24 protein-coding genes are annotated in these 24,582 nt (G+C 33.7%); 1 reads left to right on the top strand and 23 read right to left on the bottom strand.

What is annotated here, in order from left to right:
- Positions 1-180: 180 nt before the first annotated feature.
- The 22 genes from F6464_RS05855 to aspS form a co-directional block, all read right to left on the bottom strand.
- The gene (locus F6464_RS05855) at positions 181-621 is read right to left on the bottom strand and encodes a LexA family protein (protein WP_151106869.1); all 441 of its coding nucleotides are present in this window, start codon (positions 619-621) and stop codon (positions 181-183) included.
- On the bottom strand, positions 612-1,886 hold the full coding sequence (locus tag F6464_RS05850) for a Y-family DNA polymerase (RefSeq protein ID WP_151106868.1): 1,275 nt from the start codon (positions 1,884-1,886) through the stop codon (positions 612-614). Before F6464_RS05850 ends, F6464_RS05855 begins: the two co-directional genes overlap by 10 nt.
- 109 nt (positions 1,887-1,995) lie before the next feature.
- On the bottom strand, positions 1,996-2,985 hold the full coding sequence (locus F6464_RS05845; RefSeq protein WP_151106867.1) for a Gfo/Idh/MocA family protein: 990 nt from the start codon (positions 2,983-2,985) through the stop codon (positions 1,996-1,998).
- Between the two features lie 115 nt (positions 2,986-3,100).
- Positions 3,101-4,471, bottom strand: coding sequence for an NADH-quinone oxidoreductase subunit N (locus F6464_RS05840; RefSeq protein ID WP_151106866.1), 1,371 nt, complete (start codon positions 4,469-4,471; stop codon positions 3,101-3,103).
- Positions 4,472-4,561: 90 nt separating this feature from the next.
- The gene (locus tag F6464_RS05835; protein WP_151106865.1) at positions 4,562-4,930 is read right to left on the bottom strand and encodes a four helix bundle protein; all 369 of its coding nucleotides are present in this window, start codon (positions 4,928-4,930) and stop codon (positions 4,562-4,564) included.
- A gap of 34 nt (positions 4,931-4,964) precedes the next feature.
- Positions 4,965-6,404, bottom strand: a complete 1,440-nt coding sequence (locus tag F6464_RS05830) for a complex I subunit 4 family protein (protein ID WP_151106864.1) — start codon at positions 6,402-6,404, stop codon at positions 4,965-4,967.
- A gap of 10 nt (positions 6,405-6,414) precedes the next feature.
- Positions 6,415-8,298 carry an NADH-quinone oxidoreductase subunit L gene (gene nuoL, locus F6464_RS05825; protein ID WP_151106863.1) on the bottom strand — a complete coding sequence of 628 codons (1,884 nt, stop codon included), beginning with the start codon at positions 8,296-8,298 and terminating at the stop codon, positions 6,415-6,417.
- Between the two features lie 6 nt (positions 8,299-8,304).
- Entirely contained in the window at positions 8,305-8,625 is a 321-nt protein-coding gene (gene nuoK, locus F6464_RS05820; protein WP_151106862.1) for an NADH-quinone oxidoreductase subunit NuoK, read from the bottom strand.
- Position 8,626: 1 nt separating this feature from the next.
- Complete coding sequence (locus F6464_RS05815) at positions 8,627-9,139, bottom strand: NADH-quinone oxidoreductase subunit J family protein (RefSeq protein ID WP_151106861.1); 513 nt, start codon at positions 9,137-9,139, stop codon at positions 8,627-8,629.
- On the bottom strand, positions 9,139-9,684 hold the full coding sequence (locus F6464_RS05810) for a NuoI/complex I 23 kDa subunit family protein (RefSeq protein WP_151106860.1): 546 nt from the start codon (positions 9,682-9,684) through the stop codon (positions 9,139-9,141). Before F6464_RS05810 ends, F6464_RS05815 begins: the two co-directional genes overlap by 1 nt.
- 115 nt (positions 9,685-9,799) lie before the next feature.
- The gene (locus F6464_RS05805; protein WP_151106859.1) at positions 9,800-10,318 is read right to left on the bottom strand and encodes an ORF6N domain-containing protein; all 519 of its coding nucleotides are present in this window, start codon (positions 10,316-10,318) and stop codon (positions 9,800-9,802) included.
- 9 nt (positions 10,319-10,327) lie between these two features.
- Positions 10,328-11,380 carry an NADH-quinone oxidoreductase subunit NuoH gene (gene nuoH, locus F6464_RS05800; RefSeq protein WP_151106858.1) on the bottom strand — a complete coding sequence of 351 codons (1,053 nt, stop codon included), beginning with the start codon at positions 11,378-11,380 and terminating at the stop codon, positions 10,328-10,330.
- Positions 11,373-12,422, bottom strand: coding sequence for a 2Fe-2S iron-sulfur cluster-binding protein (locus tag F6464_RS05795; protein ID WP_151106857.1), 1,050 nt, complete (start codon positions 12,420-12,422; stop codon positions 11,373-11,375). Before F6464_RS05795 ends, nuoH begins: the two co-directional genes overlap by 8 nt.
- A gap of 18 nt (positions 12,423-12,440) precedes the next feature.
- Positions 12,441-13,808: an NADH-quinone oxidoreductase subunit NuoF gene (gene nuoF, locus F6464_RS05790; protein ID WP_151106856.1), complete on the bottom strand. Its 1,368-nt coding sequence runs from the start codon at positions 13,806-13,808 to the stop codon at positions 12,441-12,443.
- Between the two features lies 1 nt (position 13,809).
- A complete protein-coding gene (locus F6464_RS05785; protein ID WP_151106855.1) occupies positions 13,810-14,340 on the bottom strand; it encodes a complex I 24 kDa subunit family protein in 531 nt (176 codons plus the stop codon).
- 106 nt (positions 14,341-14,446) lie between these two features.
- Positions 14,447-15,685 (bottom strand): NADH-quinone oxidoreductase subunit D, encoded by a 1,239-nt coding sequence (locus F6464_RS05780; protein ID WP_151106854.1) that lies wholly within the window; start codon positions 15,683-15,685, stop codon positions 14,447-14,449.
- A gap of 17 nt (positions 15,686-15,702) precedes the next feature.
- Positions 15,703-16,221 (bottom strand): NADH-quinone oxidoreductase subunit C, encoded by a 519-nt coding sequence (locus F6464_RS05775; RefSeq protein ID WP_151106853.1) that lies wholly within the window; start codon positions 16,219-16,221, stop codon positions 15,703-15,705.
- Positions 16,222-16,225: 4 nt separating this feature from the next.
- A complete protein-coding gene (locus tag F6464_RS05770) occupies positions 16,226-16,774 on the bottom strand; it encodes an NADH-quinone oxidoreductase subunit B (protein WP_151106852.1) in 549 nt (182 codons plus the stop codon).
- Between the two features lie 75 nt (positions 16,775-16,849).
- Positions 16,850-17,215: an NADH-quinone oxidoreductase subunit A gene (locus F6464_RS05765; RefSeq protein ID WP_151106851.1), complete on the bottom strand. Its 366-nt coding sequence runs from the start codon at positions 17,213-17,215 to the stop codon at positions 16,850-16,852.
- Positions 17,216-17,493: 278 nt separating this feature from the next.
- A complete protein-coding gene (locus tag F6464_RS05760) occupies positions 17,494-17,694 on the bottom strand; it encodes a cold-shock protein (protein WP_151106850.1) in 201 nt (66 codons plus the stop codon).
- A 137-nt stretch (positions 17,695-17,831) separates the two neighbouring features.
- Complete coding sequence (locus F6464_RS05755) at positions 17,832-18,479, bottom strand: outer membrane beta-barrel protein (protein ID WP_151106849.1); 648 nt, start codon at positions 18,477-18,479, stop codon at positions 17,832-17,834.
- Between the two features lie 4 nt (positions 18,480-18,483).
- Positions 18,484-20,232, bottom strand: a complete 1,749-nt coding sequence (aspS, locus tag F6464_RS05750; RefSeq protein ID WP_151106848.1) for an aspartate--tRNA ligase — start codon at positions 20,230-20,232, stop codon at positions 18,484-18,486.
- A gap of 216 nt (positions 20,233-20,448) precedes the next feature.
- Between aspS and F6464_RS05745 the strand changes: the two genes are divergently transcribed.
- Positions 20,449-20,793, top strand: coding sequence for a toxin-antitoxin system YwqK family antitoxin (locus tag F6464_RS05745; RefSeq protein WP_151106847.1), 345 nt, complete (start codon positions 20,449-20,451; stop codon positions 20,791-20,793).
- A 310-nt stretch (positions 20,794-21,103) separates the two neighbouring features.
- Here the strand turns inward: F6464_RS05745 and F6464_RS05740 are convergent, their stop codons facing one another.
- Entirely contained in the window at positions 21,104-24,565 is a 3,462-nt protein-coding gene (locus F6464_RS05740; protein ID WP_151106846.1) for an efflux RND transporter permease subunit, read from the bottom strand.
- Positions 24,566-24,582: the final 17 nt, after the last annotated feature.

Genomic DNA, 24,582 nt, shown 5'->3' with positions numbered 1-24,582 from the left:
ATTTTATTCTATTTCATTCTATTGTTTTGTTGTTGTTATAATCGGTCTTAAGTATTGAATTTGTTAAGATTTTGTATTGTTTTTTTACTATTTCTGAAAGGTGTTGAAAATTGCCAAATCGAGAGGTTTCTATTCCGGCTTCGGGTACTTAAACCTCTGAGAAATCAGAGGTTTTTTTGTTTACAAAGTCTTAATCACATAAGTAACTATTCCCCATATAACTAACTCGTTTTCATCGGTTACTTTTATGGGTTGGTAATTTTCATTTTCGGGCATCAGGTACACGCCCTCTTTTTCTATATTAATTCGTTTTACGGTAAACTCTCCATCAATGAAACAAACCGCAATTTTGTTGTTTTTTGGCTCCAGACTTTTATCAACTATTAAAATGTCTTTATCGTTTATACCTGCATTTATCATAGAATTTCCTTTGACTTTGATGTAAAATGTCGATAACGGATTCTTACACAATTCTTTATTTAAATCGATATTGTTTTCTGTAAAATCTGTAGCAGGCGATGGAAATCCAGCAGAAACTCCTTCTTTTATATAAGGAATTCTGATTTCGCTTTCGAAATCAGGACGAAAAAAAGTTAAGAGAGGTTTTTTTTTTATAGACATTTTATTTCGAGTATTTCATTGAATTTAGTAGTATATCTTGGAGACAAATGATTTTGCTTCATATTCCAAGTTAGACTTAAATTCTGGGTTCCCAATTTTACTTTTCGGTCACCAATTTTTGTGTTCAGATAATCCATAGCTTTCATTAGTGCTAAATGTTTTGGGTTTTCTTCTTCAAACAATTGCAATTGCTTTTTGTCTTCATCAATTAACTCGGTAACTATCACTCCTGCTTTTTTGAATTTTACGCCCTCATTTCCTTTATACAAATCCTTTAATATGGATATGGCTACATTTGAAATGGTTAGAGTCGAATTGGTTGCATAAGGCAAAGTAACGGCTTTATTGAAATAATATTTTTGAGATTCATATTTGTGTTTATCAATGACTAACATCACAATGATAGTATGACAACACGATTTTTGTTTTCGTAATTTTTCGGCACAAACTGCTGCAAAAGTGGCAACACGTTCTCTTAAATCATCAAATTCTGAAATTTGTTTTGGAAAACTTCTTGTGGTTGCAATACTTTTTTTCTGTTCTCGAATGGGTTCTAAATCTAAAACCGATTTGCCTTCTAATTCATATTTCAATCGCATGCCAAGAACTCCCATTTCTTTTCTTATCCAAGCTTCATGTTGTGGTTTTGTAAAATCGTAAGCACTAATAATATTGTGAGCAATCATTTTTTTTTGTAATCGAAAACCAATTCCCCAAACGTCTTCAATTTGGGTCCACTTCAATGCTTTGATACGTTTTTCATCAGTATCTATTACGTAGACTCCTTGTGTTCGTTGTTGAAATTTTTTAGCGATTTTATTAGCTACTTTCGAAAGTGCTTTAGTAGGAGCAAAGCCTACACAAACTGGAATTCCAACCCATTTTTGTACTCGATTCTTTATTTGTAAACCATAATTGTGATAGTCTAAAATAGGCATTCCGTCAAAATTCAGAAAAGCTTCATCAATGCTGTAAATTTCAAGATTTGGAGTAAAATTTTCAAGAGTTTTCATGACACGATTACTCAAATCGCCATATAAAGGATAATTGGACGAAAAAACTTTTATATCTTTCTCTTTGATTAAGTCTCTGATTTTAAATTCGGGTGCACCCATAGCAACACCAGCAGCCTTGGCTTCGTTACTTCTTGAGATGACGCAACCGTCATTATTAGACAAGATAACGACTGGTTTCCCAATACATTGAGGCTGAAAAACCCGTTCGCACGAAGCATAAAAATTGTTACAATCGATTAAAGCATACATCCTGTAAATTTACAGAATAGCTAATAATGTAACCGAATGACAAAAGTTAATTTTTTGGATTGTTGATAAGTAAAAATTAAAATGAAATTAATAGAAGCAATGATTTTATCTAAATATTCCCAATAATTTTATCCATAACCCAATTTGTATTAGTAGCAGTTTGCCCGCTAGAAGGATGAATCGTTTTACCGAGAAGATGATTGCGCATATTTTCTACATGATACAATTGTATGTTTTCAGGATTTTCGACAAAGAGTTCGGTTTTTCCTTTTTCGTTTAGCAATAGTAAAGATTCATCATTGAAAACGGAGAATGTTATTTTACCACTACTTCCAAAAATTTCTACGATATCTTCTCGAGTACTACAGCTAAAATTCCAACTGCCTGAACCTGTAACTCCCGATTCGTGTACCCAACAAGCGGTTATGGCATCCTTAGCAGAATATAAATTTTGTTGGTTGAGACTAATACCCGAAACGTCTTTTATGTTTCCTAAAAGAAAAGTGAATAAATCAAGTCCGTGGCTGGCCAAGTCATCAAAATAACCCCCAGTTGCTATAGTTGCATCTGTGCGCCAATTGTACTCTTTACTCAAATCTAATGGCGACGCAGGTTTACTCAAATGCCATCGGATATGTCGTACTGTTCCGATATCATTATTTGAAAGCCAATTTTTTATTTGCTCGAAACGGGGTAAGGAACGGCGGTAATAAGCAACAAAAAGCGGAATATTTTTTTCTTGAAAAGCTTCGCAAATGGCTAAACTATCTTTATAACTAGGTGAAAGGGGCTTTTCTATACAACAGATCTTACCCGCTTGAGCTACTTTTAGTCCATAAAATTTATGACTGTCAGGAGGAGTAGCAATATATATGGCATCAATATCAGGGTCATTTATTAAGGCATCGGCATCTGTGTAAAATCTATTGATGTTATGTCTCTTAGCATAATCGGAAGCTTTTTCAGCATCTCTTCTCATTACAGCAACGACCTGAAATCCTTCTGTTTTTTGGTACGCAGGACCACTTTTTATTTCTGTAACATTCCCACAACCTAAGATACCCCAACGAATTATTTTTGAATTAGTATTTATATTCATTTTTCAAATGGTATTTGATTTTTATCTAACACTGTTTTTATGAGTTATAAATGTATGCAAAAACGAAAAACCATCTCTTTTTGTGAGATGGTTTATTATTTTATTTATTAAATTTTTATGACAATACATTTAATAATAAGGAAGGGAAAAGTCCTAGAATGAGATTTAAAACAATAGCTACTATTGCAACCAAGTATATTAATGTTGGCGTTCCTATTCGAGTTTCGTTAGGCTCTTTTGTATACATGGCCAAAATAAGTTTAAAATAATAACCCACACTTATAATGGAGTTAATAACTGCAGCAATTACCACCACTAAATAGCCTGCTTGAATAGTTTGATTAAACAAGATTAGCTTAGCAAAAAATCCTGAGAAAATAGGAATTCCTGCCATAGAAAGTAATGCACCTGTTAGTATCGCTGCTAGTAACGGATTGGTTTTTCCTAATCCATGGAAGTTGACAATATCTTCATTGTCTCTATTTTTACAAACGTATAAGAGAACACTAAATGCAGCAATACCTGATAGAGTATATGCCGTAGCATAGTACAATAAACTACTTGCCGAAGAGGATAAATTCAACAAGGTCATTAACATAAACCCAGCGTGAGAAATCCCTGAAAAGGCTAGCATACGTTTTACATTGGCTTGTCGCAATGCCATAATATTTCCTACAGTCATAGAAGCAATTGAGATTACCACAATGATGATTTGAAAAGAATAAGAGACATCTGCATTCATCGCAACTAATAATTTGTAAAGTGTAGCCATAGCCACCACTTTAGCAAGTGTACTCATTGTTGCAGTTGTAAGTGCTGGGGAGCCTTCATAAACATCGGGTGCCCAAAAATGAAACGGAACTGCAGCTATTTTGAAAAGCATTCCGATGGTTACCATTGCAATACCTATTGGAAACCAAATAGGCAGTTCGGCCGATTGTGATAATTCGCTAATTTCCACAACATCAAAAGTTCCCATTGCACCATAAATCAAGCAGATACCGAACAATATAATTCCTGAAGCAAAAGATCCCATTAGAAAGTATTTCATTCCGGCTTCATTACTTTTAAGACTCAAACGATTGCTTGCCGCTAAAATGTATAAGGATATTGATAAAACTTCGATACCTAAAAAGAACATCGCTAAATTTCCAAAAGAAACCATCGCAACAGCACCAGATAATAAAAATATTTTTATGGCAATATAATCGGATAGTTTTGTTTGATGATTTTCATAAAAATTATGGCTTAAGGTTACTAAAAAGATAGTCAGCACTATAAAAAGACTCGAAAAAGCCACAGTAAATTTGTTTACTACAATCATATTATGATGGAAGCTTCCTGGAGTATTAAACTCTGATACCGTTAATCCAAGTATGGCTAATAATCCAATAATTGTAATTGGAATAATTCCTTTTCTTATATTAAAAATTTCAAATAAAAGGCATAAAACACCTAATCCTGTTATAGCTATTAATGTATTCATTTTTTGATTTTTTGATTTAGGATTTTCGATTTAGGATTTGTGAAACTGGATTATAATTTACAAAAACCCTAATTCTTAATACCTAATTCCCTAATTTTTTATATTATTTTTTTCTTTTATTGTTTTTATCCCCGCTGAAAAAATAGCTACTAATTCGTCAGCTTCTTTTATTAATTTTTCAAGCTCATCTAAATCACATTCTATTTCTAATCCTTTTATAAATTCTAACCAAAATAAACTTTCGTCAGCTTCTTCATCTACTACTTTAAGTTTATTTAAAAAGTCTGAACTAGATTTTCCTCTACATACAGCTCGATAATTTGCAGCAACTGATGATGATGATTTAAAGAGTTGATATGAAACGACATCTACTGCTTTGCTTTTATTTAATGACATTAAAAACTTAAAAACATTTAGCGCAAATTCTTTTGTTCTATTTTTTAGTTCTTCTTTTGTCATATTTATTTAAATCCTAATTCAAAAATCCTAAATCCTAATTTCTATTAATTATAGTTAGGATATTTTCTAGACTTGGTGTTATCAAATCTGTAATTGGTTTTGGATACATTCCAAAAAAGAATAAAACAACAATAATTATAATCATTGATAATGCTTCACTGATTGTAACATCAGCAAAAACTTTTTTATTAGTTTCTCCCAACATAACATGTTGAAACATTTTCAACATATAATAGGCTCCCAAAATGATTGTTGTTCCTCCTAAAATAGCAAACCAAATATTTATTTGAAATAAGCTATACAGTACAGTAAATTCTCCAATAAAGTTAAAAGTAGATGGTAACGCTACTGATGCCAATACTAATATCATAAACATTGAAGTAAATTTTGGAGATTGGGTGCGAATACCACCCATTTCTGCAATGATTCTAGTTTCATATCTTCTAAAAATGATTTCTGCTGCAAAGAATAATCCAACTACTACGAAACCATGCGCTATCATTTGCAAAACAGCTCCTCGCAATCCATCAAGAGTAAGGGTATAGGTTGCTGCAGCAATTAATCCTACGTGAGCTAACGAAGAATAAGCCAATAATTTTTTTAAATCTTTTTGGCGTAAAGCAACAATCGATCCGTAAACAACTCCTGCAATTCCTAGTCCAACAAAAATAAAAAGATACTGTTTTGCAGCTAATGGTGCAATTGGCAACTGCCAACGAATAATGCTATACAATCCCATTTTAAGCATTATTCCAGATAACAACATAGTTCCAACGGTTGGTGCTTTTTGATACACTTTTGCTTGCCAAGTATGAAAAGGTATAATCGGAATTTTAATTGCATAGGCTAAAAAGAACCCTAAAAATATCCATAATTGTTCTGCATCGGATAATTGTAATTTATACAAATCATCGAGTAGTAAACTTCCTGCTTTTTGGTATAAATAAACAAAGCCCACTAGCATAAATAATGATCCTGCTAAAGTGTAGATAAAGAATTTTACAACCGCTTTTTTACGATCTTCGGCATCGCCATTACCCCACAAAAGTGCAATAAAGTATATAGGTATTAATGCCAATTCCCAAAAAATATAGTACAATAAACCGTCAGCAGCAAGAAATGTTCCAACCATTGCAAATGCCATAAATAAGATTAAAGCATAAAACGATTTGGAGTTTTTATATTCATTACCAAATGAAGAAAAAATTATCAATGGCGTTAAAACAGTTGTCAATAAAAGCATCGCTAGCGAAAGACCATCTGCTTTTAGTGCAAAAGAAATATTTGGTTGAGTAATCCATTGGCTTATAAAACTAATATTCTCTCCGGCATTAAAATGATTTAATAACACTATAGAGGAGCCCAGAGCCAATACACTAAAGAACAAAGCGACCTTAGAAGCGAGTTTGTCTCCAGCTAAGTAAGTTGCAAATGAGCCAACTAAAAGTAAAATTAATATAAGAGTTACATTCATAATAAAAGAATTATTGAGCTAAAAATAAATAGGAAATAATGGCGCATATTCCAATAACAAAAACAAAAAGATACAGTCCAATACTACCGTTGTGTACTTTTCTGCCTTGAGCACTTAATGCAATGGTTACTTTTCCTAATCCAAAAATAAGAGACGAAATAAAGGTTTCTATATAATCTCTAAAAAAACGTGACAATGCATTTATAGGATTTACAAAAAGCACAGTATAAGCCTCATCTACATAATATTTGTTGTATAAAACTTTAGAGAAACCTATAATAGCTTCGTCTGATACTGGAACAGTATTTCGTTTGTTGTATTTAACATAGGCTAAGACAATACCTACGATTCCTCCAATTACTGCAATGGTCATTAAAATATACGCTGTTGTATCTAAATGATGCTCTGCTGCAGCTAATTTGGGTAAAACAGGAGTAAGGTAATCGTTTAACCAACTGTGTCCTGGCAAGCTAATCAAACCTCCAAAAGTGGCTAAAATAGCCAAAACAATTAATGGAAATGTGATTAAACTAGGACTTTCGTGCAGATGATGTTTTTGTTCTTCGGTTCCTCTGAAGGTGTTAAAGAATGTTAGAAACATTAACCTAAACATATAAAACGCTGTCATAATTGATGCTATCGAAGCGATAATCCAAAGTGGGATACTGTGTTCAAAAGCAACTAATAATATTTCATCTTTTGAGAAAAAACCTGAGAATAAAGGAACTCCTGATATTGCTAATGATGAAACTAACATTGTCAGATAAGTAATTGGCATGACCTTTTTTAATCCGCCCATTTTTCGCATGTCTTGCTCTCCGTGTAAAGCATGTATAACTGAACCCGAACCTAAGAACAAGCAAGCTTTAAAGAATGCATGTGTAATGACATGAAATATGGCTACTTCATAGGCGCCAACTCCTAGTGCCAAAAACATGAGTCCTAATTGTGAAACGGTAGAGTAGGCTAAAACTTTTTTAATATCATTCTGAACCAAACCAATTGTTGCCGCTACTAATGCAGTAATAGCTCCAACTACAGCAATAATGTTTTGTATATTTGGTACTAAATCGAATAGGAAATTTAATCTCGAAACCATGAAGATTCCCGCAGTAACCATTGTTGCAGCGTGAATTAAAGCAGAAACAGGTGTTGGACCAGCCATAGCGTCTGGCAACCAAGTATATAATGGTATTTGTGCTGATTTTCCGCAAGCTCCAATAAACAATGCAAATGCAGCGGTTCCAATCCAATACGAATTTATAGTTGTAGTAGTTTCAATAGAAGTCTTTAAAGTTGTAAAATCTACGGTTGAAAATAATACTCCTAAAATAAATATTCCAATTAATAAACCTAAATCTCCAATTCTATTCATAATGAAGGCTTTCTTAGCGGCATCATTATACTCTTGGTTTTTATGCCAAAATCCTATTAATAGATACGAACAAAGCCCAACGCCTTCCCAACCAATAAACATTACTAATAAGTTACTTCCAATAACTAGAGTAATCATGAAGAACACGAACAAGTTCAAATAAGCAAAAAATTTATGCATGTTTTCATCATCATGCATATAACTTATGGAATACAAATGAATCAATGATCCAATTCCAGTTACAAAAAGCAACCATAAAATCGACAATTGGTCTAGTAGCAATCCAAACCCGACATTAAAATTACTAATAGTAATCCAATCGAATATATGTATAGTAACTGGTTGTTTTGTTTGGTTTATTTGCAAGAAAAAATAAATCGAAACCACAAACGAAATGGCAACGGTAAACGTTCCGATAGTCCCTGAAACTGATTTTCCTAATTGTTTACCAAAGAAAACATTGATTAGAAATCCAAGTAAAGGAGTTAAAAGTAATACTAAAGCTAAATTGGTATCCATTGAAAATTATCCTTTTAAGTTTTTTAAATTAGCCACATCAATTGTGCCTGAATTTCTAAATATTGAGACTAAAATTGCCAAACCAACGGCTACTTCTGCTGCAGCAACTGCCATCGAAAAGAACACAAAAATTTGACCTTGTGCATCTTGATGGTAGGTTGAAAATGCTACAAACAATAAGTTTACGGCATTTAACATGATTTCAATTGACATAAAGACAATAATGGCATTTCGTCTGTATAATACTCCAAAAACGCCAATACAAAAAAGTATTACGCAAAGGAAAATATAATTTTCTATACCAATTTGGTTTAAAATATTGTTCATACTATTTTTCTAGTTTTTCTTTTTTAGACAATAAAACAGTTCCAATCATGGCAACTAAAAGCAATATCGATGCATATTCAAAAGGAACCATATATTCATTCAATAATACTTTTCCGAGAACTTTAATAGATTGAAAATCTTCGCCGGTAGTTATATATTCTCCAACTATTGGATTTGAATTTATAAAAATGAGTATAAGCACAAAACATATTAAGCAAAATGAAACAATAGCCCCTAAACGAGTAATTCTAGGTTTATGAACTTCATTTTCTTTATTCAAATTCATCAACATTATGGTAAATAAAAACAAAATCATAATAGCTCCAGAATATACAATAACATGAACAATTGCTAGAAACTGCGAGTTCATCAACAAATAATGTCCTGCAATAGAGAAAAAGCAAATCACCAAATAAATAGCGCTATGAATCGGGTTTTTACTAAAAATTGTAAGAAAGGCCGTAGCTAAAGTTACCGCGGATAATACACAAAATAATATAAGTACAATAGACATTAATTAGCGTTTTTAAGTTGAGTGTTTTTTAGTGCCATTTCTAATGGCATGACTAATTTATCTTTGCCGAAAATAAAATCTTCTCTTTCATAACTTGAAGGCACCAATACTTTCGAAGTCGTTAAATAAACGGCGTCTTTTGGGCAAGCTTCTTCGCATAATCCACAAAAAATACATCGTAGCATATTAATTTCATATATAGAAGCATATTTTTCTTCTCTGTACAAATGTTTTTCATCTGCTTTACGTTCAGCAGCAGTCATGGTTATGGCTTCTGCGGGACAAGACAAAGCGCATAAACCACAAGCTGTACAGTTTTCACGACCTTGTTCATCACGTTTCAACATGTGTTGACCGCGATAAACAGGACTCATGGTTCTAACTTGCTCAGGATACTGTATGGTTACTTTTCTAGTAAATAAATGTTTTATGGTAATCCATAAACCCTTAATGATTGCAACAAGATACAAGCGTTCTAAAAAAGTCATCTCTTTATTTGAGACCACTTTTTTTCTACCCGATAATGATATAGTTTCTATTGACATTTTCTTTATTTTTTTGAAGCTACTCCTGCTATTCGTTTTAATCTTTTATGCCGAACACCGGCACAAAAGGATTTTCACTGCTATCAGGGCTAGGGTAATTCGTATTTAATATCTTTTATTTTTTATAACCAATCTTTGTTCTTTCAATTGTATTCTCTTTCTTGTCAATTAACTCGTCGAGATAACTAAATACCAATTCGATGTTTTTACTCTGACTAGAAATTTTCTTTTTTATCTCTTCAATTTCTAATTTTATACTCAAATTATCGGCTAGCATTTCTCTAATTTTAGTAAAAACCCTAATAATTTGAATATTTACCTTAATGGCCGTCATGCTATTAATTACACTTGAAAGCATTGCAACACCTTGCTCTGTAAAGGCCATTGGAAGGTATCTTGTTCCGCCCCAACTTGAGGTGCCAATTTGGCTCCTTAAGATTTCATACTCTACACTTGTAAGTTCAAACATAAAATCCTCTGGAAATCTTTCCATATTTCTACGAACTTGTCTCTTTAATTGTTTCGTTTCAACATCATAAAGTTCGGCTAAATCAGAATCTAACATTACTTTTTGACCTCTAATAAAATAAATTTTATTTGTTATTATTTCATCAGGAATGATTATTTGACTCATGATAAAAAACTAAAACCCAAAATAAGCAGCAATATCTGCTCTCAAAATTACGATTCCAGTAATTACAATATTAATGATTGAAAGCGGAATCAATATTCTCCATCCTAAATGCATCAATTGGTCGTATCTAAATCTTGGAATCGTCCAACGCACCCACATATAGAAAAATATAAACCCACAAATTTTAATAAACAAAGTCGCAATTCCTAAAACATTGGCTAGGTTTACGCCCCAATTTTCAATAACCCAACTCATTCCAGGATAATTGTATCCGCCAAAGAATAAAATAGCTAAAATAGCTGATGATATAAACATATTTGCATACTCGGCAAACAAATAGAAACCCATTTTCATCGACGAATATTCGGTATGGTAGCCTCCAATAAGTTCAGTTTCACATTCTGCTAAGTCAAAAGGAGTTCTATTCGTTTCTGCAAAAGCACAAATCAAAAATATTAAAAAAGAAAGCGGTTGATAAAATACATTCCAATTCATTCCGGCTTGTTGTGCAGAAATTTCTCTCAAGCTCAAAGAACCAGTCATCATTAATAAAGCTATAATAGAAAGCCCCATGGCAACTTCATAAGAAACCATTTGAGAAGCGGCACGAACCGCACCTATTAAGGAAAACTTATTGTTTGATGCCCAACCACCAATCATTATTCCGTAAACCCCAACCGAAAGTACTCCGAAAATATACAATAAAGCGACATCAATATCAGCTGCTTGTAAAATAATATCTCTACCAAATAAGTGAAACTTATCGCCCCATGGAATAACAGCACTTGTCATTAATGCGGTACTCATAGCAATTGCAGGACCAACAAAAAATAAAAATCTATTTGGAGTGTTAGGTTCAAATTCCTCTTTAGCAAATAATTTCATTCCATCTGCAAGAGGTTGTAATAAACCTAAAGGACCTGCTCTATTAGGCCCTATTCGGTCTTGGAGCCAAGCAGCAACTTTGCGTTCTGCCCATGTAGAATACATAGCCATTAGCATGGTAACACCAAAAACTATTAAAACAATAACGCTTTTGTCTATAATAAGTGTACTATTCATTATCGCTTAGACTTTGTTGGTTAATAATGTCCTCTTCGGTCAAAGCAATAGCGGGCATACTAATTTTTTTACGATCAATATCTCTACCCATTAAAATATTTTTTTCGGTAGCTATTTCTACCTTATCTAATTTTCGAGTATAATTATTTTGGTTAATAACAGAATCTTTTTCGAATTTTCTTGGTCCTTCAATTACCCAATCATTAATTTCTTTGTGGTCAAAACGGCATCCGTTACAAATAAATTCTTCCACTTCGTGGTATTCGTCTTTTCTTCCAGTAACTCTTTGTATTTCGTCACCAAACATCCATACCGTAGTTTTTCCGCAACATTTGTCGCAATCTCGGTGTGCATTATAGGGTTTGTTAAACCAAACTCTCGATTTGAATCGGAAAGTTTTGTCAGTCAATGCACCCACAGGACAAACATCAATCATGTTTCCAGAGAACTCATTATCTATCGCTTTAGAAATGCAGGTTGAAATATTAGAATGATCTCCTCTGTCCATAACACCGTGAACCCGATTGTCCGTCAATTGATCGGCAACCATTACACAACGGTAACACAAAATACAACGATTCATGTGTAGTTGAATATTTGGACCAATATCTTCTGGTTCGAACGTTCTTTTTTCTTCTATAAAACGAGTTTCCGATTTTCCGTGTTCGAAACTTAAATTTTGCAAATCACATTCTCCAGCCTGGTCACAAACCGGACAATCTAAAGGGTGGTTAATTAGCAAAAATTCGGTTACTGATTTTCTTGCTTCTTGTACTCTAGGCGATGATTTACTGTTCACTTCCATTCCGTCCATACAACCCGTTACGCAAGATGCCATTAATTTTGGCATTGGTCTTGGGTCTGCTTCACTTCCTTTTGCTACTTCAACCAAACAACAACGGCATTTTCCGCCGCTTCCTTTTAGTTTTGAATAATAACACATCGCTGGCGGAACTACTTCTCCGCCAATCATGCGTGCAGCTTGTAGGATTGTTGTTCCTGGTTCTACTTCTATACTGTGACCGTCTATTGTTACTTTCATTATAGTAAATTCTTGTCTTTAAACTGTTACTTTAGAAACTAAATGCTTCACTTTTTCAAAAGGTTCGGCAACAAAATGGTCTCTATTTTTTATTTTTTCTGGGAAACGGATGTGGTACTCAAATTCCTCTCTAAAATGACGAATCGCTGCTGCCACTGGCCATGCTGCAGCATCACCCAACGGACAAATAGTGTTTCCTTCTATTTTGCTTTGAATACTTAAAAGCAAATCAATATCTTCTTCACGACCGTGACCGTTTTCTATTCGGTGCAATACTTTTTCCATCCAACCTGTTCCTTCACGACAAGGTGAACATTGACCACAACTTTCATGATGATAAAAACGAGAGAAATTCCAAGTGTTACGAACGATGCAGGAAGTATCGTTATAAACTATAAATCCTCCAGATCCTAACATAGAACCTGTTGCGAATCCTCCATCAGATAAACTTTCGTAAGACATTAATCGTTCTTCTCCTGCTGCAGTTTTGTATATTAAATGTGCTGGTAAAACTGGAACAGAACTTCCTCCTGGCACAAAAGCTTTTAAAGGTCTGTCAGAACTCATCCCGCCACAATACTCATCAGAATTCATAAACTCATAAACACTTAATCCCAATTCAATTTCGTAAACGCCTTGGTTTTTGATATGTCCTGAAGCCGAAATTAATTTAGTTCCAGTAGAACGCCCAATTCCTATTTTTGCATAATCGGCGCCAGAATTATTCACAATCCATGGCACAGCGGCAATAGTTTCTACATTATTTACGACTGTTGGATTTGACCAAAGTCCTGAAACTGCTGGAAATGGGGGTTTTATACGAGGATTTCCACGTTTTCCTTCCAAAGATTCAATCAATGCGGTTTCTTCACCACAGATGTAGGCACCGCCACCAATTTGAACGTACAAATCTAAATCGTAACCTGAACCTAAAATATTTTTTCCTAAGAAACCTGCCGCTTTAGCTTCGGCAATGGCACGTTCTAAAATTTTGTAAATCCACATGTACTCTCCACGAATGTAGATATAGGATAGATTTGCACCTAAAGCATAACTAGATGTTATCATTCCTTCAATCAATAAGTGAGGAATAAATTCCATCAAATAACGATCTTTAAAAGTTCCTGGTTCTGATTCATCAGCATTGCAAACCAAATGTCTTGGTTTACCAGATTTTTTATCAATGAAACTCCATTTCATTCCCGCTGGAAAACCAGCCCCACCACGACCTCGTAATCCAGAAGTTTTTACTTCTTCGACTACTTCATCGGGAGTCATTTTTTTTATGGCTTTTTCTACAGAAGCATAACCACCTTCTTTGCGATACACTTCGTAGGTTTTAATTCCGGGAACGTTTATTTTGTCTAATAATATTTTTTGTGACATATTATTTATCGTGTAAAACTATTTTATTGTCTTTACAATCAGCTATTAGTTGATCTACTTTTTCTTTATTCAAATGTTCTTTGTAGAAATCTCCTAATTGCATCATCGGAGCATACCCACAAGCCCCTAAACACTCTACTCCACGAACTTCAAATAGGCCGTCAGATGTTGGTTCTCCTACTTGTACGCCTAATTTATTACAAGTATAATCCATCAAATCTTCCACACCGTTTAAACAACAAGGAGAAGTTTGACAAAATTCGAACATGTATTTTCCTATAGGACGTTGATTATACATGGTGTAGAAAGTTACCACTTCATACACTTCGATAGGCTTTAATTTAAGTATTTCGGCAACTTTATCTTGCAATTCGATACTCAGCCAATTGTCATGGGCATCTTGAACTTCATGTAAAACAGGCAATAATGCCGATTTTATTTTATCATCAGGATAATGACTAATCAATTCATTGATACGACTCATCAATGTTTCGGTTATATTTATTTCTTGTTTGTAATGCGTTTTTTCCATTTTAATTTCTTTTAACCACTAAGTACACAACGAAGTCACAAAGTTCACAAAGATTTATTTTTAGGAATCAAATTTTTTAATTTTTAATTCTCAATTTTTAATTATTTTATGCGTCTAATTCTCCAGCAATAACATTTAAACTTGACAAAATTACTATCGCATCAGATAATAATGCGCCTTTTATCATTTCTGGATAAGCTTGATAATAAATAAAGCAAGGTCTTCGGAAATGCAATCTGTAAGGAGTTCGACTTCCGTCCGTAACCAAATAAAATCCTACTTCGCCATTTCCTCCTTCAACAGGATGATAAATCTCTGCTACAGGAATAGGAACCTCTCCCATTACAATTTTGAAATGATAAATCAATGATTCCATATTATGATACACATCTTCTTTAGGAGGAAGGTAGTAATCAGGAACATTAGCATGATATTCATTTCCTTCTGGCATTTTTGCTAATGCTTGTTTGATGATACTAATTGATTCCCAAACTTCGGCATTTCGAACACAAAAACGGTCATAAGTATCGCCTGATTTTCCTACAGGAACAATAAAATCAAAATCTTCATAAGAAGAATAAGGTTGTGCTACCCTTACGTCATAATCAACTCCTGCTGCACGTAAATTTGGACCAGTGAATCCGTAGGCCATTGCTTTTTCGGCAGTAATTGGTCCAACATTTACAGTTCTATCAATAAAAATTCTGTTTCTTTCAAAAAGATTTTCAAATTCTTTCCAAGCCATTGGAAATTCTTCTAGAAACGTATTCAATAATTCAAATGCTTTCGGCGACCAGTCTCTTTCGAAACCACCAATTCTTCCCATATTTGTAGTTAAACGAGCGCCACAAATTTCTTCGTAGATTTCGTACACTTTTTCTCTAAATTGAAAAACATAAAGAAAACCTGTGTAAGCACCAGTATCTACACCAAGTATAGAATTACAAATTAAATGATCGGTTATTCTTGCTAACTCCATTACAATAACTCTAAGATATTGTGCTCTTTTAGGAACCTCAATGTCTAGTAATTTTTCTAAAGTCATCCACCAACCCATATTATTAATAGGAGAGGAGCAATAGTTCATTCTGTCTGTGAGTGGTGTAATTTGGTAAAACGGACGATTCTCAGCAATTTTTTCAAACGCACGATGAATGTAACCAATAGTTGGTTCGGCTTCAAGAATTCGTTCGCCATCCATCAACAAAATATTTTGAAAAATACCATGCGTTGCCGGATGAGTAGGCCCTAAATTCAGAATGGAAAGCTCGCTACCGTCATCGTTTAGTTTTTCTTTTATAATTTTAGCATATCGATGCTCTGGTGGTAATAATAGTTCTGACATTTATAGAATGTGAAAAATTATAAATTTGTTGTTGTTCTTCCAAAGAAACGATCATCTTTATCTGTCCTTCCTGAATCTTCCATTGGAAATTCTTTTCGCATTGGAAAAGAAATCATTTCATCCATATTTAAAATACGTTTCAACTGTGGATGTCCTATAAAATCGATTCCATAAAAATCCCAAGTTTCCCGTTCCATCCAATTGGAGCTTAGGAAAATATTTGAAATTGTTTTTATTGAAGGAGTTTCGTTAAGATAAGCTTTAATCTTGATGCGTTTGTTTTCGTACCAATTGTGTAAATGGTATACTACCGCAAATTGATGATTTTCATCATTATCGGGATAATGTAAGCCGCACAAATCAGTTAAAAAATGAAATTGTAAAGTTGGATCGTTTTTGAGGAATAAAATTACTGCTGTGTTTTTATCCGATTTTATTTCAAAAGAAAAAATATCTTTTTCTTGTTGAAAATTGAAAACATTTTCGCCAAATGTTTCGGTTAATTTATTTTGAATGTCTGAATTTTCTAAAGCCATTTCGTTATTTGATGTTATATGAGGCCAATAATTCTTGATACTCAGGAGAACTTCTTCTTCGAACAGATTCTGTCCTAACTAATTCCTGCAATTTCATTACACCGTCTACAATTTGTTCTGGTCTTGGCGGGCAACCTGGCACATATACATCTACAGGAATTACTTTATCAATACCTTGTAATACAGAATAAGTGTCAAAAATTCCTCCTGAAGAAGCACAAGCTCCAACGGCAATTACCCAACGAGGTTCAGCCATTTGCTCGTATACTTGACGTAAAATAGGCCCCATTTTTTTAGAAATAGTTCCCATTACCATTAGCATATCTGCTTGACGAGGCGAAAAACTTACTCTTTCAGAACCAAAACGAGCTAAATCATAATGTGACGCCATTGTTGCCATAAATTCAATTCCACAACAGGAAGTAGCAAAAGGCAATGGCCAAAGTGAATTGGCTCTAGCTAATCCTACTACATCGTTTAGTTTTGTTGCAAAAAAACCTTCTCCAACAACTCCTTCAGGTGGCGCTACCATATTTATATTTGAATCACTCATATTTAATTTTAGATTTAGGATTTAGATTTAGGATTTAATCCTAAAACCAAACCATTTCTATTAAATCATATTTTTTTACTCCCACTCTAATGCTTTCTTTTTGATGATATAGAAAAAACCAACTAAAAGCAAAGCCATAAATAAAACCATTTTAACCATTCCTTCCATTCCTAATTCTTTAAAATTGATTGCCCAAGGATAAAGAAAAATAACCTCTACATCGAATAGAACAAACAAAATTGCAACTAGAAAATATTTTACTGAAAAAGGAATACGTGCGTTTCCTATGGATTCTATGCCGCACTCAAAATTTTTATCTTTAGTTGTTGAATTTCTTTTTGGACCTAATTTTCCTGAGATGATAATCATACCGACAACAAAACCTACTGCTAAAAGAAACTGTATTAATATCGGAAAATAATCTAATTGAGTCGATTGCATAATGAAATATTTAATTCAATTTTATTTTTGCCACAAAGATAACAGTCAATAATTAATTAACAATGAAAATTAAAAAATCCTTTTATCAGTTGAGCTGTAAATTTACAATTTTTATTAATTATAAATAACAAATTAAGTTTGGTTTAAGAACTTTTTAACCTTTGTTCAGTATCATAGTCATTGAAAAAAAATAGTTTCATTTATTTATCAAAAAAAAAACGTTTCGAAGTAAATCGAAACGTTTAAAAATTTTGGGTAACAAAAATAATCTATATATTTTAGTCTTCAAGAACTGCTACTTTCGCAGCAACTTTCCCTTTTCTACCTTCTTCTTCTTCATAGCTCACTCTGTCACCTTCACGAAGTTCTTCCGCGTTGATTCCTGAAGCATGAACAAAAATGTCTTTTCCTGTTTCTTCGTCTGTAATGAATCCGTAACCTTTAGATTCATTGAAAAATTTAACTGTACCTGTACGCATTGTAATAGTAATAAATAATTTATAATGCCACAAATGTAATCTTTAAAATAATACGAAAGCTAAAATGTGTTAATTTTTTGTAAAAATTATTGATAGTCAGCATTTTCGGCATGACTAAATATTTAAGAAACCTATTTTTAAATCTTGAATTCCCAATTTAAAATTAAATTCACAGAATTGGTTTTAACCGTTCCATTATTGTATACAGGTATCGAACTTATATTTACTAGTCCATAGCTGTCTTTAATTTCTATGTTTAAATTAGTCTTTTCGTTTAATTTAATCTTCTTACCAAAACCTAAATTAAAGCCAAAATCAAAAGTCTTTATACCGTTTTTTTCATTCCCGATATTTGAATTAAGATTTAAAAAGATGGCAGTATTTAGTCCGCCATTTAAAAAGAAAGAGTTCTTTCTTCCTAAGTAATATTTAATGTTCAAAGGGATACTTAAATAGCTTAAAGTTGCTTTAGCCGTAAAACCAGCATCCTGACTAAACGCTGGGTCGAAAGGATCAAATTCTATAAGATTTTCTTCAAATAAAATTTTTCTCTTGAAGCTTTTGCGCTCGTAATTTAATCCTGTAAAAAATGACATTTTATTGTTTATGGGTAGTTCAAATGATGTTCCTAGCAAAAAATCAAAATCATATTTGTTTTTATCTGCTATTTCGTTACCTCGAATATTAGAATACGTTACACCAGTATTAATTCCAAACTTTATTTTATCTTGAGCAATTGAAAAGAGCGAGTAAGAAAGACAGAATATAAAAATTACTTTTCTCATTAGTCTAATTTTTTAACATAATATGCAACTCCTTCAATTGACTTTCATCTATAACTGATGGCGCATCAATCATAACGTCTCTTCCTGAATTGTTTTTTGGAAATGCTATAAAATCACGAATGGTTTCTTGTCCGCCCAAAATAGCTACTAATCGGTCTAGTCCGAAAGCCAAACCCCCGTGCGGTGGAGCTCCATACTGAAAAGCATCCATTAAGAAACCAAATTGATTTTTTGCTTCTTCTTCGGTAAAACCGAGATATTTGAACATTAATTGTTGCGTAGCTTTATCGTGAATTCTGATTGAACCACCGCCAATTTCATTCCCGTTTAAAACCATATCATAAGCATTAGCACGAACTTTTCCCGGATTGGTTGCTAATAAGTGCATGTCTTCTGGTTTTGGTGACGTAAACGGATGGTGCATGGCGTGCCATCTTTCTGATTCTTCATCCAATTCTAATAAAGGAAAATCTACAACCCATAACGGAGCAAATTCTGCTGGATTTCGCAATCCTAAACGAGTTGCTAATTCCATTCTAAGTGCAGAAAGTTGGGTTCTGGTTTTATCGGCCGGACCAGAAAGCACAAAAATCATATCGCCAGCTTTAGCGCCTGTAATTGAAGCCCATTGTTGCAAATCAGATTGATCGTAAAACTTATCTACAGATGATTTGAATGTTCCATCTGCTTCACATTTTACATAAACCATACCTGATGCTCCAACTTGAGGACGTTTTACCCAGTCAATTAAAGCATCTATTTCTTTACGTGTGTATGTTGAGCAATTAGGGGCAGCAATTCCGACAACCAATTCTGCGGCATTGAAGATAGGAAAATCTTTATGTTGTGCCACTGCGTTTAATTCTCCAAATTCCATCCCGAAACGGATATCTGGTTTGTCATTTCCGTAGGTTTTCATGGCGTGGTCGTAGGTCATTCTTGGGAATTTTTCTACTTCTATGCCTTTTATTTCTTTCAATAAATGTCTGGTTAAGCCTTCAAATACATTCAAAATATCTTCTTGCTCAACAAAAGCCATTTCACAATCGATTTGTGTAAACTCAGGTTGTCTGTCGGCACGCAAATCTTCATCACGGAAGCATTTTACGATTTGAAAATATTTGTCCATGCCACCTACCATTAACAATTGTTTGAAGGTTTGAGGAGATTGCGGTAAAGCATAAAACTGACCTTCATTCATTCTGCTTGGCACTACAAAATCTCTTGCGCCTTCAGGTGTAGACTTTATTAAATAGGGAGTTTCAACTTCGCAGAAATCTAGATTTGAAAGGTAATTTCTAACTGCTTGTGCTACTTTATGACGAAAAAGCAAACTGTTTTTTACAGGATTTCTTCTAATGTCTAAGTATCTGTATTTCATTCTAATATCTTCTCCGCCATCGGTTTCGTCTTCTATAGTGAACGGAGGGGTAATTGAAGCATTTAGTATCGTTAATTCAGAAACTAAAATTTCTATATCGCCAGTAATCATGTTCTTGTTTTTGGCTTCACGCTCAATAACAGTACCTTTTACTTGAATCACAAATTCACGACCAAGGGTTTTAGCCAATTCGAAAACCGCTTTTTGGGTACGACCTTCATCAAAAACCAATTGCGTGATACCATAACGATCTCTTAAATCAACCCAATTCATAAATCCTTTATCACGCGATTTTTGCACCCAACCCGCAAGTGTAACGGTGGTGTTGATGTGCGAGGCGTTAAGTTCGCCGTTATTATGACTTCTAAACATTATTATAAATTTTTATTTTGATTTGCTGGCAAATTTAGTATTAAATATCAATTTTTGGTTTGAGTTTTTAAATTATTAGACCTGATTGATTTATTTTACATGCATTCCAATGTTAAGTTTTTATCCAATGTTATTAAATTGTTAAGTAAAAGTTTTTATATTGTAAAATAATTACTATTTTTGTTATGTTATTATGAACAATTAAAAACCTACACTATGAAAAAGTATATGATTATCGGAGCAGTGTTGATTTCAAGTATGATTTTCGCACAAGCAAAACAACCAAAATTAGAGATAGTTGGAAAACAAGTAAAAGCTACTTACTTCTATGATAACGGTCAAGTTCAGCAACAAGGATTTCTAAAAGATGGAAAATTAGAAGGCAAATGGGTTGCTTTTGACATAAAGGGAAATAAAAAATCAATTGGCGAATATAAAAACGGAAAAAAGACAGGAAGCTGGTTTTTCTGGAACGATGTAATTTTAAGTGAAGTAGATTATTCTAACAATCAAATTACATTTGTTAAGAATTGGAAACAAGAGTCATTAGCGGTAAATTAATTCTCTACATAATATTAAAAGCCCGAAATAGTTTATTTATTTCGGGTTTTTTTGTGGCTACTTATAAAATGATTTTAAACCACAACTTTATTTCTAACTTTTAACCCCAGTATTAAAGTTGTTTTATCAAGAAGAGCATCACGGAAACCACTACCAATATTGGTATTATTATCCTTTTCCAAACGAATCCTTTTGTGCGGTAAATATATAAGTGGTCAGCTCTGTAAACAGCTTGGCTTTCTTAGTATTTAAAAAAAACCGTCTCAAGATTACATTTTGAGACGGTTTCATTTTTTTATTCTATTTTAATTTAAGCAACTTTATTTCTATCTCTCAACCAATATTTAGTTCTTTTAACTAAGTAAAACATTACCGGAACCATTACTAAAGTCAGGACCGTAGCATAAGTTAATCCGAAAATAATTGTCCAAGCTAGCGGCGACCAGAAAATTACATTATCACCACCCATATATAAGTGTGGATTCAAATCGGTAATTAAACCGAAGAAGTCAAAGTTTAGTCCTATGGCTAATGGAATTAATCCTAAAACTGCAGTCAATGCGGTTAATAACACTGGGCGTAAACGGTTTTTACCACTTTCAATGATGACTTCTTTTATTTCTACAAGTGATAAGTCATTATGACTTTCAACATCTTTTTCGGCAACTTTTTTATCCAAAAGCAGCACAAAGAAATCCATCAATACAATTCCGTTCTTCACCACAATTCCCGCCAGGGAAATAATTCCCATCATGGTCATCAGGATGACAAAATCCATATTGGCAATTACATAACCATAGAAGACACCACTGAAACTCAGTAATACGGTAAACAAAATCACTAATGTTTTGGAAACCGAATTAAATTGTAATACAATAATAATCGTAATTCCAGCCATGGCTAAAAACAGCGCATACATCAGGAAACTTTGGTTTTTGCCTTGTTCTTCCTGCACTCCTGAGAAGGAATATGATATTCCTTTTGGTAACTCATAGGATTTCAATTCCGTGCCAATTTGCTTTGTAATTTCGTCACCATTATAACCTGTCAACACATTCGAATAAATTGTCATTATTCGCTTATAGTTTTTCCTTTTGATTTGGTTATAGGTATTCGTTTTCTCCGTACTAGAGACTGCCGAAATAGGCACTTGCATCATTTGACCGTTAGTCTGATTTCTGAAAGTCAACGACTGATTAAAAAGGATATTTTCATTCTTGCGTTGGTCGTCTTGCATACGAACCACAATATTATAGTCATCATCCCCTTCTTTGAAAGTCGAAATTTCTTGTCCATAAACTGAACGTCGCAAGTTGAAACCTAATTGTCCTGTAGAAACGCCAAGACTTCCAGCATTTACTCTATCTACTTTTACTTCAAGTTCTGGACTTTCTTTATTTACATCAACATTCAATCGTTCAATTCCCGCAATCTTTTTCGCATCTATAAAAGCAATCATTTTGTCTGCTTCTTTTAGCATTACATCATAATCAGTTCCGGCAGCACCTGTTAATTGAACACTGATTGGATAACCGGCAGGCGGACCATTGGCATCTTTTTCAACAGTTACTTTAGCACCGGCAATTCCTTTAACTCTGGCCCTGATTTCATCCAAAACGTCAGAAGTATTAACACCTCTTCTGAATTTGAATTCGGAGAAATTCACGGTTACCTTTCCTTTAAATGGCGTTTCATTGGCTGAACCGGCATCTACATTAGGATTTCCTGCACCAACACCAACTTGGGAAACAATACTTTCAGCCAAATAATTCTCATTCGTTTTAGGATCGATATATTTTTTCATGATATCAATCACTTGTTTCTCTACGAATAACGTGGCTTTGTTCGTTTTTTCTATATCAGTTCCTTGTGGATATTCGATATACGTAATAACTTGTCTTGGAATGTTTTCAGGGAAAAACAATACTTTTCTTGGGAAAAGACCCAAAAGAAAGATGGATAAAAACAACATTCCAATAATTCCTCCCAATGCAAACCAAGCATTTCTGCCAGTTAAAATTTTAGCTAAAAAGCGTTTGTATTTTTCTTCTAATCTTGGAAAGAAACTGTGTTGAAAATCTTGTGTCCATTGGTACATTTTCCATTTGTATAACCACATTAATCCTAATGAAATTAAAGCAAAATGACCAATTCCTCTGGCGAATTTTGTGTCATTTACATTTCCGATGATGACAAACAGAATTCCAATTATTCCTAAAATTAAAGTGTATTTTTTGGCTGTTTTTGTTGTAACGTTTCTATCTTCAATATCCATCGAACCACCAGTCATAGCAGCATTTACTACCATGGCAACAAATAAAGATGCCGTTAAGGTTACCGAAAGTGTTATTGGAAAATAAATCATGAATTTACCCATAGTTCCTGGCCAAAGTGCAAAAGGTAAGAACGCCATCAGTGTTGTTGCCGTTGATGAAATTACAGGCCAGGCAATTTCGCCAATACCTACTTTTGAAGCTTGTACTCTTGGCATGCCTTTTTTCATATTGGCAAAAACGTTGTCGACCACCACAATTCCGTCGTCAACCAATAAACCTAATCCCATTACCAATCCGAAAAGCACCATCGTATTTAAAGTCAGTCCAAAGGCAGCTAAAATGGTAAAGGCAATCATCATGGAAAGCGGAATTGCCGCTCCAACAAACAATGAGTTTCGCAATCCCATGGTGAACATCAATACAATCATTACCAAAACAATTCCGAAGATAATATGGTTTGACAATTCGTCTACCTGATGTTCTACACGAGAAGATTGGTCGTTAGTTAACTCTACTTTTAAATCTTTAGGCAAATAATTTTCATGCGCCAATGTCAGTTTTTCTTTTACCTGCTCAATGGCAGAAATCATGTTTTGACCAGAACGCTTTTTCACATTAAGCATAACTACTTCCTTGCCTTTTTCACGGGCATAGGTAGTTTTTTCTTTTTCTTTAAAAGACACTACGGCAACATCTTTTAAATATACTGTTCCGCCGTTGTGTTTTATGACAATATTTTCTAGTTCTTTCGGGTCTTTGATTTCACCCACAATTCGGATGTTATTTCTGGAACCTTGAGATATTAAATTTCCGCCCGAAAGCGTCATGTTTTCATACTTAACCGCATTTTGAATGTCATCAAAAGAAACTTGGGCTGCAGTCATTTTGAAAATATCAACCGCAATTTCTACTTCTTTATCATCAACACCAAGAATGTCCACTTTTTTGACTTCCGGAATTTCCTCAATATCGTCCTGAAGTTTCTTTCCATAATCTTTCAATTGTTGCGTAGTATAATTTCCTTTCAGATTGATGTTCAAAATAGGCACTTCTTCCGAAATATTCAGTTCAAAAACACTTGGTTCAACTTTACTTCCGTTATCCAGATTTGGCCAATCGGTATCTGCTTTTACAATATCAACTTTGTCTTTGATTTTGGTTTTGGCATCTTCTATAGAAACTTTGTCCGAGAACTCGGCGATAATCATTCCGTAATCCTGAAATGAACTTGCTGTTACTTTTTCAACACCACTGATGTTTTTGATTTGTTTTTCGAGTGGTTTGATAATTAATTTTTCTACGTCTTCTGCTGAATTTCCAGGGAAAACAGAAGAAATATATACTTTGTTTTCAATGATTTCCGGGAAATCTTCACGTGGCATCGTTACATAGGCAATCAAACCTGTAACTACGATAAGCAAGGTGAAAATATATACCGTGACACGATTTTCTATTGCCCAACTTGATATGCTGAATTCTTTATTTTTATGACTCATTTTTTATTTTTTAGATT

The sequence above is a fragment of the Flavobacterium luteum genome (assembly GCF_008806775.1).
GTDB lineage: Bacteria > Bacteroidota > Bacteroidia > Flavobacteriales > Flavobacteriaceae > Flavobacterium > Flavobacterium luteum.
The sequence above is the reverse complement of the archived record's forward strand: the minus strand, read 5'-3'. Positions and strand labels throughout refer to the sequence as shown.